This is a genomic window from Pseudomonas sp. LA5 (assembly GCF_028640825.1).
GTDB classification, from domain to species: Bacteria; Pseudomonadota; Gammaproteobacteria; order Pseudomonadales; family Pseudomonadaceae; genus Chryseomonas; species Chryseomonas aestiva.
Window position 1 is genome coordinate 1 of sequence record NZ_JAQYZY010000052.1, and the last position, 14,609, is coordinate 14,609.

Here is a 14,609-nt window from a genome sequence, read left to right on the forward strand (position 1 = left end):
AAAACGCTGCGCGGTTTTCCACGCTACGGAATCCAATCGCCCCCTCTCCCGCTGGGAGAGGGCTGGGGTGCGGGTGGCCAAACGCCAAAATTAAGCCGTTGGGCTTCGCTGTGCTCAGCGCCAACCTACGAGAGCTTCAATCCGCGTCATAGCGGGCGCTGAAGGCCCGTACGAAGGCATTGCGCAGGATATTGAAAAAGGCCTGCAACGGGCTGATGTCCTGGTTCTTCACGCTGCCGGACAGGTCGACCCGGGTGGCGAACTGATCGCGGCGCTGATTCTTGAGCAGGGTCTGGGCGGTGCCGACCACGGCTTCCCAGGCGCTTTCCAGGGCGTTCTTGTTGCGATTCTCGACGTCCTGCTGCCAGTCGAAGATGTCGACGTTCTTCATCAGGGGTTTGACGTAGCCGCTGAGCTGGCCATCCACCGCCCTCGCTTCCACCACCACGTCGCCGCTGCCGGCGCGGAAATCGAACTTGCCGTAGGCACGGGCGAAGTCGTTGAGCTTGGGCAGGTCAATGTCGGTCACCCGCAGACGGAAGTCGAAGTCGATGAAGTTCTTGAAGGGATCGAAACGGGCGCTGGCTTCCAGCGGCGCGCTGCCGAGCACGGCGGCCTTGCCTTCGAAGTGGGCGATGCGTTCGCCCTGGGCGTCGGCGGCGTTGGTCAGGTTGTAGAGGCTGGCGTTGACGTCGGTGGCCGCCAGATTCACCTGGGGCTTGGAGTTGAAGTTGCGAAAGGTCACCCGCCCATTGACCACTCGCACCTCGTCGAGGGTGATGGAGATCAGCTTGTCGACCTGATCCTGCCAGTCGGTGCCTGCACCGGTCTGCGACTGTTCCTTGCGCGTCCCGCCGTCGACGAAGTTGAGTTCGGGTCGATCGAAGACAAGGCGCCCTACGATGGCATGGTCCCGCCACAGCGAACGCCAGCTCACCGCGATGTCGATGCTGGGCGCCTTGAGAAAGGGCACCGGTACCTTGCCGTTGACCTTGACGATCTCCAGCCCCTCGATGCGATAGGCGCCGCGCCACCAGGCCAGGTCCACGTCGGTGATCTGGCCACGATAGTCGCCCATGTCCGCCAGCCTGTCGTTGAGGTAGTGGCGGATCAGCAGCGGCGCGGCCAGGTGCAGGCACAGCAGCAGGACGACCAGGCCGATGAGGAGGTAAAGAGGCAGGCGCAGACGGCGGGACATGATGGCGACTCGGGGCGGACTCGTCTCCGGTCGACCCTGAGTAACGGCCCTGAGTTTCTCGTGAGTTTGCCTGGCGGCCCGACGCAGGGTGCCGACATGGGCGAAAGGCTCTGCCTGGGCGGCTGGCATCCGTACCGGTCGTCGCTCCGCTGCGCCTGTTATGCGCTACTCGAACGGCAGGCGCAAAAAAGCCGGCTTGTGGCCGGCTTTAGAGGGCGGGTTGAGCTGATTTTTGGTGAGCCCGGCCCGCCCGGGTTGCCCTTGCCGGGCAGATGAGAAAGAGGCCTGGGGCCTCCGGCGGCGATCGGCAGATGGCGGATCGGCGCAGGGTCGCGGATGGCGACGAGGGGTGCAGGGTAGTCGCTTTGCCGCCGGATAGGAAGCCCGGTGTGCCCGGTGTGACGTCCGGAAACAGAAAAGCCCGGCGAGCCGGGCTTTTCGAAAGGAGCGTGGATCAGCCCTTGTAGGCGGCCACGGCCTTGGTGATCTCGGCGCGGGCGGCGTCGGCGTCGCCCCAGCCTTCGACCTTGACCCACTTGCCCTTCTCCAGATCCTTGTAGTTCTCGAAGAAGTGCTTGATCTGCTCCAGCAGCAGGGCCGGCAGGTCGGTGTATTCCTTCACGTCCTTGTACAGGACGCTCAGCTTGTCGTGGGGGACGGCGATCAGCTTGGCGTCACCGCCGGCTTCGTCGGTCATGTGCAGCACGCCGACCGGACGGGCGCGGATCACGGCGCCGGGAGCGACCGGGTAGGGGGTCACGACCAGCACGTCGAGGGGATCGCCATCGTCGGCCAGGGTGTTGGGGATGTAGCCGTAGTTGGCCGGGTAGAACATGGGGGTGGCCATGAAACGGTCGACGAAGAGGGCGTCGCTGTCCTTGTCGATCTCGTACTTGATCGGCGCGTGGTTGGCCGGAATCTCGATGGCGACGTAGATGTCGTTCGGCAGGTCTTTGCCGGCGGGAATCTTGCTGTAGCTCATGAACGGGTCCCTCTGGTCGGTTGGGAAAAGTGGCCGGGAGTATAGGCGCTTTCAGATCGGGGTTCGAGCCTCGGACCCCGGGGGTGTCGGCTGTTGCATGCTCGCCAGGCTCGCGGCGAGACGGCTGCGCGGGTCCTGGCGGAACAACTGCTGCAGCTGTCCGTAGACGGCCGGATAGTGTTCGCCGAGCAGGTCGGGCGCGCTGAAGAAATACTCGCAGGCGACAGCGAAGAATTCCTCGGGGCTTTCTGCCGCATAGGGGTCGAGGACAGTCTGCGCATCCGGATCGGCGTCGAGCTGGCGATTGAGGTCGTCATAGGCGCCTTGCAGGGCGCCGGTCCAGGCGGCCTGGGGCATGCCTTCGTGCAGTGGCGGCTGGCCGTTGCACAGACCGCCGGCGAGCAGATCGAGGAGGTGGGCGAATTCGTGGATGACCAGGTTGTAGGCCTCCCAGCCACCACTGGCCTGGATGCCGGGCCAGGCCAGCACCACCTGGCCGCGATCCCAGGCTTCGCCGTCGCGTTCCTCGTCCCACTCGTGTTCCAGGCCACCTTCGTCGCGATGGCGCTGCGGGCTGACGAAGGCGTCTGGGTAGACGACGATCTCGCGGACATTGGGATAGAGCGCCGCTTCCGGCAGGTGCAGCAGCGGCAGCAGGGCCTGGGCGGCCAGCAGCAGGCGGTCGCCGTCATCCAGTTCCAGGCCCTGGAGCAGGGTCAGGCGCTTCTCGGCGAGAAACAGCACGCAGTGCTCGCGCAGCCAGGTGTCCTCCGCGGCACTCAGGCCATCGAGGATCGGCAGGCGCTGACGCAGGCGCGCCCAGAGCTCGTCGGCGATGGCGACCCGCTCCAGCAGGCGCCGTTCGCGCCAGGCGCGCCAGAAACCCAAGGACTCAGACTCCGCTCTGGACCGCGGCGCGCCGGCTCTTGATCAGGCCGAGGATCATCGGCAGCAGGGAGATGCCGATGATGGCCAGCACCATCAGGGTGAGATTCTGCTTGATGAAGGGCACGTTGCCGAAGAAGTAGCCCAGGCTTACCAGACCGCCGACCCAGAGCAGCGAGCCGAGCACGCTGTAGGCGAGGAAGTAGGGATAGTGCATGCGGCCGACGCCGGCGACGAAGGGGGCGAAGGTGCGGATGATGGGCAGGAAGCGCGCCAGGGTGATGGTCTTTCCACCGTGGTGCTCGTAGAAGGCCTGGGTGCGCAGCAGGTAGTCGCGGCGGAAGATCTTGGAATGGGGGTTGCTGAACAGCTTGTCGCCGGCGAAGCGGCCGATCAGGTAGTTGGTGCTGTCGCCCGCCACCGCGGCGAACATCAGCAGGCCGGCGAGCAGATAGGGGTCCATGTCGCCGAGGGCGGAAAGAGCGCCGGCGATGAACAGCAGGGAGTCGCCGGGCAGGAAGGGCATGACCACCAGACCCGTCTCGCAGAAGATCACGGCGAAGAGAATGACGTAGATCCAGGTGCCGTACTGGGCTACCAACCCGCTGAGATAGACGTCGAGGTGCAGGATCAGGTCGATCGGGTTGAATTCCATGGGGCGTGCCTACCGTAGTTGCGAGGGTCCGGCGGCGATTATAAGGGCAGCCGGGGCCAGCGTTTGTGGCCTGGTCGAGATCGGCGCCGGGAAAAAACGCCAGCCGCTCAGAGGTCAGGGTAGGCGAAAGGTTCACTCCCGCGCCGGGGCCGACGCGGGAGTGGCGCGCTGGTTCTCAGCCCAGCGCCATGTCGATCACCACCCGACCCTCGATACCGCCGCCGTGCATGCGGGCGAAGATGTCGTTGATGTTCTCCAGCGGCTCGGCGCTCACCGTGGCCTTGACCTTGCCTTCGCCGGCAAAGTCCAGCGCCTCCTGCAGGTCCAGGCGGGTGCCGACGATGGAGCCACGCACCGTGGTGCCGTTGAGCACCATGTCGAAGATCGACAGCGGGAAGTCACCCGGCGGCAGGCCGTTGAGGGCGATGGTGCCGCCGCGGCGGGTCATGCCGATGGCCTGCTCGAAGGCCTTGGGCGACACCGCCGTGACCAGGGCGCCATGGGCGCCGCCGATCTCCTTCTTCAGGTAGGCCGCCGGGTCCTGCTCGCGGGCGTTGACGGTGACCTCGGCGCCCAGGCGGCGGGCGAGGTCGAGCTTCCGGTCGTCCACGTCCACCGCCGCCACGTTCAGGCCCATGGCCCGGGCGTACTGCACCGCCATGTGGCCGAGGCCGCCGATGCCGGAGATCACCACCCAGTTGCCCGGGCGGGTGTCGGTCATCTTCAGGCCCTTGTAGACGGTGACCCCTGCGCAGAGGATGGGCGCGATCTCGACGAAGCCGACGTTGTCCGGCAGGCGGCCGACGTAGCCGGCATCGGCCAGGGTGTATTCGGCGAAGCCGCCGTTCACCGAATAGCCGGTGTTCTGCTGGGATTCGCAGAGGGTCTCCCAACCGCCCAGGCAATGCTCGCAATGACCGCAGGTGGAATACAGCCAGGGCACCCCGACCCGGTCACCTTCCTTGACATGGGTGACCCCGGCGCCCACCGCCACCACATGGCCGACGCCTTCGTGACCGGGGATGAAGGGCGGATTGGGCTTGACCGGCCAATCGCCCTGGGCGGCATGCAGATCGGTGTGGCAGACGCCGCTGGCGGCGATCTTGACCAGTACCTGGCCGGCACCCGGGGTGGGCACCTCGACTTCGCGGAATTCCAGGGGTTTGCCAAAGGCGGTGACGACAGCGGCTTTCATTGTTTTAGGCATGACGAGTCCCTCATGGAGGCATGATGCGTGGATGAAGCCAGACGGGGCCTGTGCCGGGACGCACCTGTCCACCACGGGCGGCCGCTGCGTCTAGCGTCGGCCACCCACGGGGCGGGGGTGTTGATCCAGGTCAGGTGGGAGGCGCGCCCCGACGTCCTGCTGAGGCGCGCGATCCAGGCGTCGCTTTAGAAGAAGCCCAGCGGATTGATGTCGTAGCTGACCAGCAGATTCTTGGTCTGCTGGTAGTGGTCGAGCATCATCTTGTGGGTTTCACGGCCGACGCCGGATTTCTTGTAGCCGCCGAAGGCGGCGTGGGCGGGATAGAGGTGGTAGCAGTTGGTCCAGACGCGGCCGGCCTTGATGCCGCGGCCCATGCGGTAGGCGCGGTTGATGTCGCGGGTCCAGACGCCCGCGCCGAGGCCGAACTCGGTGTCGTTGGCGATGGCCAGGGCCTCGGCTTCGTCCTTGAAGGTGGTGACGCCGATCACCGGGCCGAAGATCTCTTCCTGGAAGACGCGCATCTTGTTGTGGCCCTTGAGCAGGGTAGGCTGAATGTAATAGCCGCTGGCCAGATCACCCTGCAGTTTCTCGACGTTGCCGCCGGTGAGGAATTCGGCGCCTTCCTCGCGGGCGATCTCCAGGTAGGAGACGATCTTCTCGAATTGCTGCTGGGAAGCCTGGGCACCGACCATGGTCTCGGTGTCCAGCGGATCGCCGCGCTTGATCTGGGCGATCTTCTTCATCACCGCTTCCATGAAGGGGGCGTAGATGGATTCCTGCACCAAGGCGCGCGACGGGCAGGTACAGACCTCGCCCTGGTTGAAGAAGCCCAGTACCAGACCCTCGGCGGCCTTCTCGATGAAGCTCGGCTCGGCCTGCATGATGTCTTCGAAGTAGATGTTGGGCGACTTGCCGCCCAGTTCCACGGTGCTGGGAATGATGTTCTTGGCCGCGCAGGAGAGGATATGCGAACCCACCGGGGTGGAGCCGGTGAAGGCGATCTTGGCGATGCGGGTGCTGGTGGCCAGGGCCTCGCCGGCCTCCTTGCCATAGCCCTGCACCACGTTGAGCACGCCGGGCGGCAGCAGGTCGCCGACCATCTCGACGAACAGGGTGATGGACAGCGGGGTCTGCTCGGCGGGCTTGAGCACCACGCAGTTGCCGGCGGCCAGCGCCGGGGCCAGCTTCCAGGCGGCCATCAGCAGCGGGAAGTTCCAGGGGATGATCTGGCCGACCACGCCCAGCGGCTCGTGGAAATGGTAGCTGGCGGTCTTGTCGTTGATCTCGGCGGCGCTGCCTTCCTGGGCGCGGATGCAGCCGGCGAAGTAGCGGAAGTGATCGGCGGCCAGGGGCACGTCGGCGTTGAGCGTCTCGCGCACCGCCTTGCCGTTGTCCCAGGTCTCGGCGACGGCCAGTTTTTCCAGATTCTGTTCGATGCGGTCGGCGATCTTGAGCAGGATCAGCGAGCGGTCCTGCACCGAGGTGCGGCCCCAGGAATCGGCGGCGGCATGGGCGGCGTCCAGGGCGCGTTCGATGTCGGCGGCGTCGGAGCGGGGGAATTCACCGATCACCGAGCCGTTCACCGGGGAGGTGTTGGTGAAGTACTGGCCTTTCACCGGGGCGACGAATTCGCCGCCGATGTAGTTGCCGTAGCGGGCCTGCAGGGTCAGCAGGGCGTCTTGGGTGCCGGGAGCTGCGTAGCGCATGGTGGGTCTCCTGTTTGTTCTTGTAGGAAGAGCGGCGCTCCGATCCTGAGCAAGGCGCGGGCCAAGTCGGGCGAACCCGCATGGTTGCGGCCTTGCGGTCTTTTCCGGGGAAAGCCGCCAGCTGCCACTGTGACAGAGCTGTCACCCCTTGGCGTGACAGCTTGTCACCTGGGGGTGACAGAGTGCCCAGTCCGCCCGATTTGGCCTATGCTGGAGGCCGCGCAGACGCCCCGCGGAGGACAACGACAATGGCCGCTACCCCGTCCGATCGTCATGCCAGCCAGGTACTCGAGCTCGCCCGCGGCGCCGTCCTCGACGGCCCGGCCAGCGATCCGGCCATCGCCCGCTCCTGGCGGCGCTGTCTCGACGAACACCAGCTGGACCCGGCCGCGCCGGTAGCACCCTGGGTGCTGGAGCGCGCCCGCTTCGACGAGCACCGCCAGCGCCAGCAGCGGGTCTTGCAGATCGCTCGTGGGCAGATGAATTCCCTGCACCAGCAACTGGGCGGCGCCGGCCATGCCGTGCTGCTCACCGATGCCCGCGGGCTGATCCTCGATTGCGTCACCGCCGACGCCGAGCGCGCGACCTTCCAGCAGGCCGGCCTGTGGCTGGGCGCCGACTGGAGCGAGGCCTGCGAGGGCACCAACGGCATCGGCACCTGCGTGGTGGAGCGTCAGGCGCTGACCATCCACCGCGACGAACACTTTCGCAGTCGCCATACCCAGCTGACCTGCTCGGCCAGTCCAGTCTTCGATCCGGCCGGCGAGCTGCTGGCGGTGCTGGACGTCTCCAGCGCCCGCCAGGACGCCTCGCGCCAGGGTCAGTTCCATACCATGGCGCTGGTCAATCTCTCGGCCAAGCTGATCGAGAGCTGCTATTTCCTCGACCGCTACGCCAATGGCTATCTGCTGCGCTTCCATGCCCAGGCGGCCTATGTCGGCCTGCTCAGCGAGGGCCTGCTGGCCTTTGATGAAGAGGGGCGGATCAACGCCGCCAACGAGACCGCGCTGATGCTGCTGGGGCTGGCGCGCAGTGCGGTGCTGGGGCAGCGGATGGAAAGCCTGTTCGAGTTGCGGCAGGACGAGCTGCTGGAGCGCGCCCGCCCGCAACCCAGCGCCTGCTGGGCGTTGCGTGGCCGCCAGGGCCAGGGCTTCCACGGCCTGGTACGCGGTCCTCAGGTACGACCGGTCATCCCGGTGGCAGTGCCCAAGGCGCCCCTGCCCAGCGGCATCTGCCTGGCCGATCCGGCCCTGGCACGGGATTTTACCCGGGCGCTCAAGGTGCTGGAACGTGACGTGCCGGTGCTGCTGCACGGCGAGACCGGCACCGGCAAGGAAGCCTTCGCCAGCGCCCTGCACCGCGCCAGCAGTCGCGCCGGCCAGGCATTCGTCGCCCTCAATTGCGCGGCCATCCCGGAAACCCTGATCGAAAGCGAGCTGTTCGGCTATCGCGGCGGCAGCTTCACCGGAGCGCGCAAGGAAGGCATGGCCGGCAAGTTGCAGCAGGCCGATGGCGGCATCCTCTTTCTCGACGAGATCGGCGACATGCCGCTGGCGCTGCAGACCCGGCTGCTCAGAGTGCTGGAAGAGCGCCAGGTGGTCCCGCTCGGCGGCGGGGCGCCGCGCGCCCTGGACCTGCGCCTGGTGAGCGCCAGTCACCGGGACCTGGAGGCCCTGGTGGCGGCCGGCAGCTTTCGCGAAGACCTCTACTATCGCCTGCGCGGCCTGGTAGTGACCCTGCCGGCGCTGCGCGAGCGCAGTGACCGTGGCGAACTGCTCGATCAGCTGCTGGCCGAAGAGGCCCGAGGCGAGGCGATCGACCTCGATCCGGCCGCGCGTGCCTGCCTGCTGGCGCACCCCTGGCCGGGCAACGTCCGCCAGTTGCGTACCGTGCTGCGCACCCTGGTGGCCCTGAGCGAAGATGGCCAGATCGGCCTGGACGAGCTACCCGCCGACTGCCGTGGCGCCCGGCTGCCGCTGCCGTCCAGCGCGGTGCCGGTCGACAGCGCCCGGGAGGAACTGCGTGCGGTGCTGGACGACTGCCACTGGCAGATGACCCGCGCCGCCAGGCGCCTGGGGGTGAGTCGCAACACCCTCTATCGCTGGCTGCACCAGCACGGCCTGCAGCGCCCCCAGGACTAAGAGCCTGTTCAAAGTCTGCTGCGCGTCGGCCAAACGGCGTTGAAAATGGCCTGGAAGGCCAGCCCCGTCGGAATGCTCATTTACTCTTTGTAAACTCGAGCGCGAGTCCGATCCGCTTCCTCAGCTATTTTCGCGGGGCCGCCTAGGCCTTGTTTGACTCTAGCTCGCGAGCCTTTGAGCAGGCTCTAGCGCACCGGCTTGCACAGGTGGGCGATGCAGGGCGAGACGAACAGACTGCCGCGGTAGGCGCCGGCCAGGGTGCGGCTGGCGACCAGGGTCCACAGCAGCGCCAGCAGCAGCACCAGCACGGCGCCCAGGCCAGTAAAGAAGGGCGCCGCCAGGGCTTCGCCCAGGCGCAGGGTGGTAAGGGCATAGACGCCCAGGGGAAAGGTGAAGCCCCACCAGCCCAGGTTGAAGGGCATGCCGTCCCGGGCCTGGCGCTGGGTCACCAGCACCGCCAGCGCCAGCCACCAGAGTCCCAGGCCCCAGAGCAGCAGCGCACCCAGCAGGCCCAGGCCCCGGGCGATCTCGCCAATACCGACCAGGCCATGGGCGGCGAACACCGCGGGCGCAGCGCTGCCCAGCACCAGTAGCCCCAGGGCGCCGGTGGCGATCGGGCCCAGCGCCAGCCAGCTCGACGCGGCCATGCTGGCCGGCGGCAGTTTGTGCAGTGCCAGGCGCAACAGCAGGATCACCAGCAGGCTGAGGGCGACCGGGACCGAATAGGCCCAGAGCACATAGCTGGCGACGAGCACGCTGAATTGCTCGCTGACCGCCAGATGCGGCACCAGCAGGCCACCACTGGCCGCCGCCACCTCCGCGGCCACTACCGGCAGCAGCCATACGGCGGTCATCTGGTCGATGCGATGCGCCTGGCGGGTAAACATCAGATAGGGGATCAGCACTCCGCAAGCCAGCGCCATGGCCGCATCCAGCCACCAGAGGCCGAGCGCCAGGGGCACCACCGCCGCGCCCCAGCGCGGCAGGCCGAACAGCAACAGGCCGTTGATCAGCGTGGCCAGGCCCATGGGGATGGTGCCGATGAACATCGAGACAGTGGCGTGGGCGAAGATTTCGCGGGCCTCGTCGAAGAACAGCAACCAGCGCGCGGCATAGAGCCCGCTGAACAGACAGAACAGCAGTACAGCGAGCAGCCAGAGGCCCTCGGCGAGGACGGGCAATCCAGGAAACCTCCAGGGACAGGCGGCCAGGGCAAGGGCCAGTACGCCGGTGCCCATGGTCACGGCGAACCAGTTGGGGGTGAACTGGCGGATGACCTCCAGGGGGCGGTCGAGCTGGCTGAAGGGTCTGAGTGCCTGCTCGGGGACAGCGGCGAAAAGCGGCATGGCAGGGCTCCTGAAAGGGAAGGCCTTCAGGCTAAGCCTGCTCGCTTATCATTAAAAATGAATGATCATGAAATATTAAACTATTTGATAGATAAGGCGCTGCCCGTGTTGGGCAGGCAGCGCCCGGGCATCAGGGCTTGGCCACGTGCCAGACCTGATTGACCCCATCACCACTGGTATCGCCCGGCTTGCTGTCCTTGACCCAGGTGTAGAGCGGCTTGCCCTGGTAGGCCCATTGCTGGCTGCCGTCGTCGCGGGTCACCAGGCTGTAGCCATCGGCGGCCTTGGCGCCTGCTTCGGCTGTCAGCGGTGGCCAGTTCTGGGCGCAGGGACCGTTGCAGGCGGACTTGCCCGCGCTGTCCTTGGCGAAGGTGTAGAGCGTCATGCCCTTGCCGTCGACGAGCACCTTGCCCAGGGCGGTGTCGGCGACCTTGGTCGGCGCGGCGGCCAGAGCCAGGCTGGCGAAGGAGAGGGTTGCAGCGGTGATCAGCAGGTGTTTCAGCATGGTCGACCTCTTGTGCTTGTTATCAGGGCGAACGGACCTACGGCGATGCGGGCATCCGGAAAGCCAGGGATGCCTTGCGCACTCTAGTCGAAATCCTGCCGGCCGGGGCGGGCGCAGCGCCGGGTTATCCGCGACGGCCATCGCTCCGGCGGCGCGGCACCCCGTGCTAACCTTGCCGCCGTTAATTCTGCAGCGGAGCCCGCCTGTCATGCACATCCACATCCTCGGTATCTGCGGCACCTTCATGGGGTCGCTCGCGGTGCTGGCCAAGGAAGCCGGCCATCGCGTGACCGGCTCCGATGCCAACGTCTATCCGCCCATGAGCACCCAGCTGGAGGCCCAGGGCATCGAGCTGACCCAGGGTTACGATCCGGCCCAGCTCGATCCGGCGCCGGACCTGGTGGTGATCGGCAACGCCCTGTCGCGCGGCAATCCGGCGGTGGAATACGTGCTGGACCAGGGGCTGCCCTATGTCTCCGGTCCCCAGTGGCTGGCCGAGCACGTCCTGCAGGGTCGCTGGGTGCTGGCAGTCGCCGGGACCCACGGCAAGACCACCACCACCAGCATGCTGGCCTGGGTGCTGGAGCACGCCGGCATGAGTCCGGGCTTTCTCATCGGCGGGGTACCGCAGAATTTCGGCATCTCGGCGCGCCTGGGTGGCACGCCCTTCTTCGTGGTGGAAGCCGACGAATACGACAGCGCCTTCTTCGACAAGAGATCCAAGTTCGTCCACTACCGGCCGCGGACCACCATCCTCAACAACCTGGAATACGATCACGCGGACATCTTTCCGGATCTCGCGGCCATCGAGCGGCAGTTCCACCATCTGGTGCGGACGATTCCCAGCAGCGGCCTGATCATCCACCCCACCGCCGAAACGGCCCTGGTGCGGGTGCTGCAGATGGGCTGCTGGACCCCGGTGCAGACCACCGGCGCAGGTGGTCAATGGCAGGCCCGCCTGCTGGCCGAGGACGGCTCGCGCTTCGAGGTGCTGTTCGACGGCGAGGTGCAGGGCACGGTGAACTGGGAACTGACCGGCCAGCACAACGTGGCCAATGCCCTGGCCACCCTGGCGGCGGCTCGTCATGTCGGGGTGGTGCCAAGCATGGGCGTCGCCGCCCTGAGCGAATTCCGTAGCGTGAAGCGGCGCATGGAGAAGGTCGCCGAGGTGCGTGGGGTGACCGTCTACGACGACTTCGCCCACCATCCCACCGCCATCGCCACCACCCTGGAGGGGCTGCGCGCCCGGGTCGGTGGCGAGCGGATCATCGCCGTCATCGAGCCGCGCTCCAATTCCATGAAACTGGGCGCCCACCGTGACGGCCTGCCGGACAGCGTCACCGGCGCCGACAGCGTCATCTGGTACGCCCCGCCGAATCTGGGCTGGGACCTGGCCGGAACGGCCGAGGCCTGCGCCGTACCGGCGGGGGTCTGCGATTCCCTGGACGCCATCATCGCCCGGGTCCAGGCCGAGCTGGACGGACCCACCCACGTGGTGATCATGAGCAACGGCGGTTTCGGCGGCCTGCACGGCAAGCTGGCCGCGGCCCTGGAGCAGGCATGATGGCCGGCCCGGAACGCATCACCCTGGCGCTGACCGGCGCCTCCGGCTCCCAGTACGGCCTGCGCCTGCTGGACTGCCTGGTGCAGGAGGAGCGCGAGGTGCACTTCCTCATCTCCAAGGCCGCGCAACTGGTGATGGCCACCGAGACCGACGTGGTGCTGCCACCCAAGCCCCAGGCCATGCAGGCCTTTCTCACCGAATACACCGGCGCGGCCCCTGGCCAGGTACGGGTATTCGGCCAGAGCGACTGGATGGCGCCGCCGGCGTCCGGTTCCAGCGCCCCGGCGGCCATGGTGGTCTGCCCCTGTTCCACCGGCACCCTCTCGGCCATCGCCACCGGCGCCAGCAACAACCTCATCGAGCGCGCCGCCGACGTGGCCCTCAAGGAGCGACGGCAGCTGATCCTGGTGCCACGCGAGTCGCCGTTCTCCAGCATCCACCTGGAGAACATGCTCAAGCTGTCCAACCTGGGCGTGACCATCCTGCCGGCCTCGCCGGGCTTCTACCACCAGCCGCAGACCCTCGACGACCTGGTGGACTTCGTGGTGGCGCGCATCCTCAATACCCTGGGCATCCCCCAGGACATGCTGCCGCGCTGGGGCGAACATCACCTGTCCGGCAACGATGACTAGGGCGGTGCGCCTCGGTCTGCTGCTGACGGCCATGCTGCTCCTCGGCGGCTGCGCCACGGCGCGCACCCTGGACGCCGCCAAGCCCGGCGCGCCGGTGGTCTATGCCGGTACCCGGCTGGATCTCTATGCGCTGCAGGGCGGCTGCTGCGCCCAGGAGCGCTTCGGTGCCGAGGCGCCGGCCTGGCCGGTGCTGGACCTGCCCGCCAGCGCCCTGCTCGATACCCTGCTGCTGCCGTTGTCCCTGCCTGCCGCCATCGGTGGGCGGGGCAGTGTGCGTGGCGGCCTCTAGAACGCCTTCAGCAACTCGCCAAGCCTGGCCATGGCCGCCTCGCTGCGGGCGTCCCAGGGATGACCGCAATTGAGTCTGATGCAGTGGCGAAAGCCCTGCTGCGCGGAAAAGATCGGCCCCGGCGCCAGGCTGATGCCCTCGGCCAGGGCCTGGCGGTAGAGCGCCAGGCTGTCCACGCGCTGCGGCAGTTCGAACCAGAGAAAGTAGCCGCCCTGGGGCCGGCTGACGTGGGTGTCGGCGGGAAAATAACGCCGCGCCGCGGCCAGCATGGCCTGGCGCTGGCGGTCGAGACTCAGGCGCAGGCGACGCAGGTGGCGATCGTAGCCGCCATGCTGCAGATAGTCGGCCAGGGCGGCCTGGGCCGGCATCGAGGGGGTGATGGTGGTCATCAGTCGCAGCCGGGCGACGGCGCCTGCCTGGCGACCGGCGGCGATCCAGCCGATCCGATAGCCGGGCGCCAGGCATTTGGAAAAGGAGCCGCAGTGCAGCACCAGGCCGTCGCGGTCGAAGCGCTTGACCGGGCGGTGCGGTTCGCTGCCGCTGTAGAGCTCGGCATAGACGTCGTCTTCCAGCAGGGGCACCTGATGGCGTTGCAGCAGGCCATAGAGGCGCTGCTGGGCGCGGTCGTCGAGACTGACCCCGGTGGGATTCTGCAGGCCGCTCATGAACCAGCAGGCCTTGATCGGCAGGCGACTCAGGGCCTCTTCCAGGGCATCGAGATTGAGGCCGTGCTCGGGGGCCACTGGGATTTCCACCGCCTTGAGCTGCAGCCGCTCCAGCACCTGCAGGCTGGCGTAGAAGGCCGGGCTTTCCACCGCCACCAGATCGCCGGGCCGGGTCAGACTCTGCAGGCCCAGGTTGAGGGCTTCCAGGGCGCCGTGGGTGATCACCAGTTCTTCGCCGACCTCGGGCATGCCGGCCAGGCCGTAGCGCCGGGCGATCTGCCGCCGCAGTTCGGGATGGCCGGGGGTGACGTAGGCGGTGAGGTCCTGGGCGGGCAGGTCGCGCAGGCCGTGGGCCATGCTGCGGGCCAGGCGCGCCAGGGGAAAGAGATCGGGGCTGGGAAAGGCCGAGCCGAAGGGCACGATGTCCGGGTCCTGCAGCGACTGCAGCACCGAATAGACCAGGTCGCTCACCGCGACTTCGGTGCCCTCCAGGGGCGCCAGCAGTGGCGCCGCGTCCCGCGCCCGGGCCGGTTCGCGGACGAAATAGCCGGATCGCTCGCGGGCCTCGATCAGCCCGCGACTCTCCAGCAGGTAATAGGCCTGGAACACCGTGGAGGGGCTGATTCCGTGGGTCTGGCTGGCGTTGCGCACCGACGGCAGCCGCTCGCCGGGGGCGAGGACGCCGCGGATCATCAGGGTGGCGAGCTGGTCGGCGAATCTTTCGTAGCGCTTCATGCAGGGCCAGGGCAGGGGAGACCGTCACTATAGCGAGCACGGCGCAATCTGATCCGGTTTTTCCTGTGTCTACCTGCTGCTGTAACGCGAGCGCCTTGG

General features: G+C 67.3%; 13 protein-coding genes. 4 read left to right on the forward strand and 9 right to left on the reverse strand.

The genetic code is table 11. The features are described 5' to 3' along the window. Window positions 1-136: 136 nt before the first annotated feature. From PVZ72_RS19320 to exaC, 6 genes are all read right to left on the reverse strand, one after another. Window positions 137-1,198 carry a DUF748 domain-containing protein gene (locus PVZ72_RS19320; RefSeq protein ID WP_273862754.1) on the reverse strand — a complete coding sequence of 354 codons (1,062 nt, stop codon included), beginning with the start codon at window positions 1,196-1,198 and terminating at the stop codon, window positions 137-139. Between the two features lie 454 nt (window positions 1,199-1,652). Beyond that, window positions 1,653-2,180, reverse strand: a complete 528-nt coding sequence (gene ppa, locus PVZ72_RS19325) for an inorganic diphosphatase (protein ID WP_007161198.1) — start codon at window positions 2,178-2,180, stop codon at window positions 1,653-1,655. Window positions 2,181-2,231: 51 nt separating this feature from the next. Continuing rightward, window positions 2,232-3,068 (reverse strand): zinc-dependent peptidase, encoded by an 837-nt coding sequence (locus PVZ72_RS19330; protein ID WP_273862755.1) that lies wholly within the window; start codon window positions 3,066-3,068, stop codon window positions 2,232-2,234. Window positions 3,069-3,072: 4 nt separating this feature from the next. Further along, window positions 3,073-3,720, reverse strand: a complete 648-nt coding sequence (locus PVZ72_RS19335; protein ID WP_133862356.1) for a DedA family protein — start codon at window positions 3,718-3,720, stop codon at window positions 3,073-3,075. Window positions 3,721-3,895: 175 nt separating this feature from the next. Next, the gene (adhP, locus tag PVZ72_RS19340; protein WP_187980973.1) at window positions 3,896-4,927 is read right to left on the reverse strand and encodes an alcohol dehydrogenase AdhP; all 1,032 of its coding nucleotides are present in this window, start codon (window positions 4,925-4,927) and stop codon (window positions 3,896-3,898) included. Window positions 4,928-5,112: 185 nt separating this feature from the next. Beyond that, complete coding sequence (exaC, locus tag PVZ72_RS19345; protein WP_273862756.1) at window positions 5,113-6,633, reverse strand: acetaldehyde dehydrogenase ExaC; 1,521 nt, start codon at window positions 6,631-6,633, stop codon at window positions 5,113-5,115. 248 nt (window positions 6,634-6,881) lie between these two features. Here exaC and PVZ72_RS19350 point away from each other — a divergent pair, with 248 nt between their 5' ends. Beyond that, window positions 6,882-8,774, forward strand: coding sequence for a sigma-54-dependent Fis family transcriptional regulator (locus PVZ72_RS19350; RefSeq protein ID WP_273862757.1), 1,893 nt, complete (start codon window positions 6,882-6,884; stop codon window positions 8,772-8,774). 185 nt (window positions 8,775-8,959) lie between these two features. On the opposite strand, the gene PVZ72_RS19355 is transcribed toward PVZ72_RS19350, so the two are convergent. Together PVZ72_RS19355 and PVZ72_RS19360 are read right to left on the reverse strand one after the other, a co-directional pair. Further along, window positions 8,960-10,120, reverse strand: coding sequence for a C4-dicarboxylate ABC transporter (locus tag PVZ72_RS19355; RefSeq protein WP_273862758.1), 1,161 nt, complete (start codon window positions 10,118-10,120; stop codon window positions 8,960-8,962). Between the two features lie 130 nt (window positions 10,121-10,250). Next, a complete protein-coding gene (locus tag PVZ72_RS19360) occupies window positions 10,251-10,625 on the reverse strand; it encodes a COG4315 family predicted lipoprotein (RefSeq protein ID WP_208695053.1) in 375 nt (124 codons plus the stop codon). Window positions 10,626-10,833: 208 nt separating this feature from the next. Here PVZ72_RS19360 and mpl point away from each other — a divergent pair, with 208 nt between their 5' ends. The 3 genes from mpl to PVZ72_RS19375 are packed head-to-tail and all read left to right on the forward strand — an operon-like array spanning window position 10,834 to window position 13,110. After that, window positions 10,834-12,189, forward strand: coding sequence for a UDP-N-acetylmuramate:L-alanyl-gamma-D-glutamyl-meso-diaminopimelate ligase (gene mpl, locus PVZ72_RS19365; protein WP_273862759.1), 1,356 nt, complete (start codon window positions 10,834-10,836; stop codon window positions 12,187-12,189). Continuing rightward, a complete protein-coding gene (gene ubiX, locus PVZ72_RS19370; RefSeq protein ID WP_007161189.1) occupies window positions 12,189-12,821 on the forward strand; it encodes a flavin prenyltransferase UbiX in 633 nt (210 codons plus the stop codon). The genes mpl and ubiX overlap by 1 nt, the downstream gene beginning before the upstream one ends. Then, complete coding sequence (locus tag PVZ72_RS19375) at window positions 12,814-13,110, forward strand: YceK/YidQ family lipoprotein (RefSeq protein WP_187980979.1); 297 nt, start codon at window positions 12,814-12,816, stop codon at window positions 13,108-13,110. Before ubiX ends, PVZ72_RS19375 begins: the two co-directional genes overlap by 8 nt. Here PVZ72_RS19375 and PVZ72_RS19380 read toward each other — a convergent pair. Next, window positions 13,107-14,510, reverse strand: a complete 1,404-nt coding sequence (locus PVZ72_RS19380) for an aminotransferase-like domain-containing protein (RefSeq protein WP_273862760.1) — start codon at window positions 14,508-14,510, stop codon at window positions 13,107-13,109. The two genes, PVZ72_RS19375 and PVZ72_RS19380, sit on opposite strands and share 4 nt — an antisense overlap. Window positions 14,511-14,609: the final 99 nt, after the last annotated feature.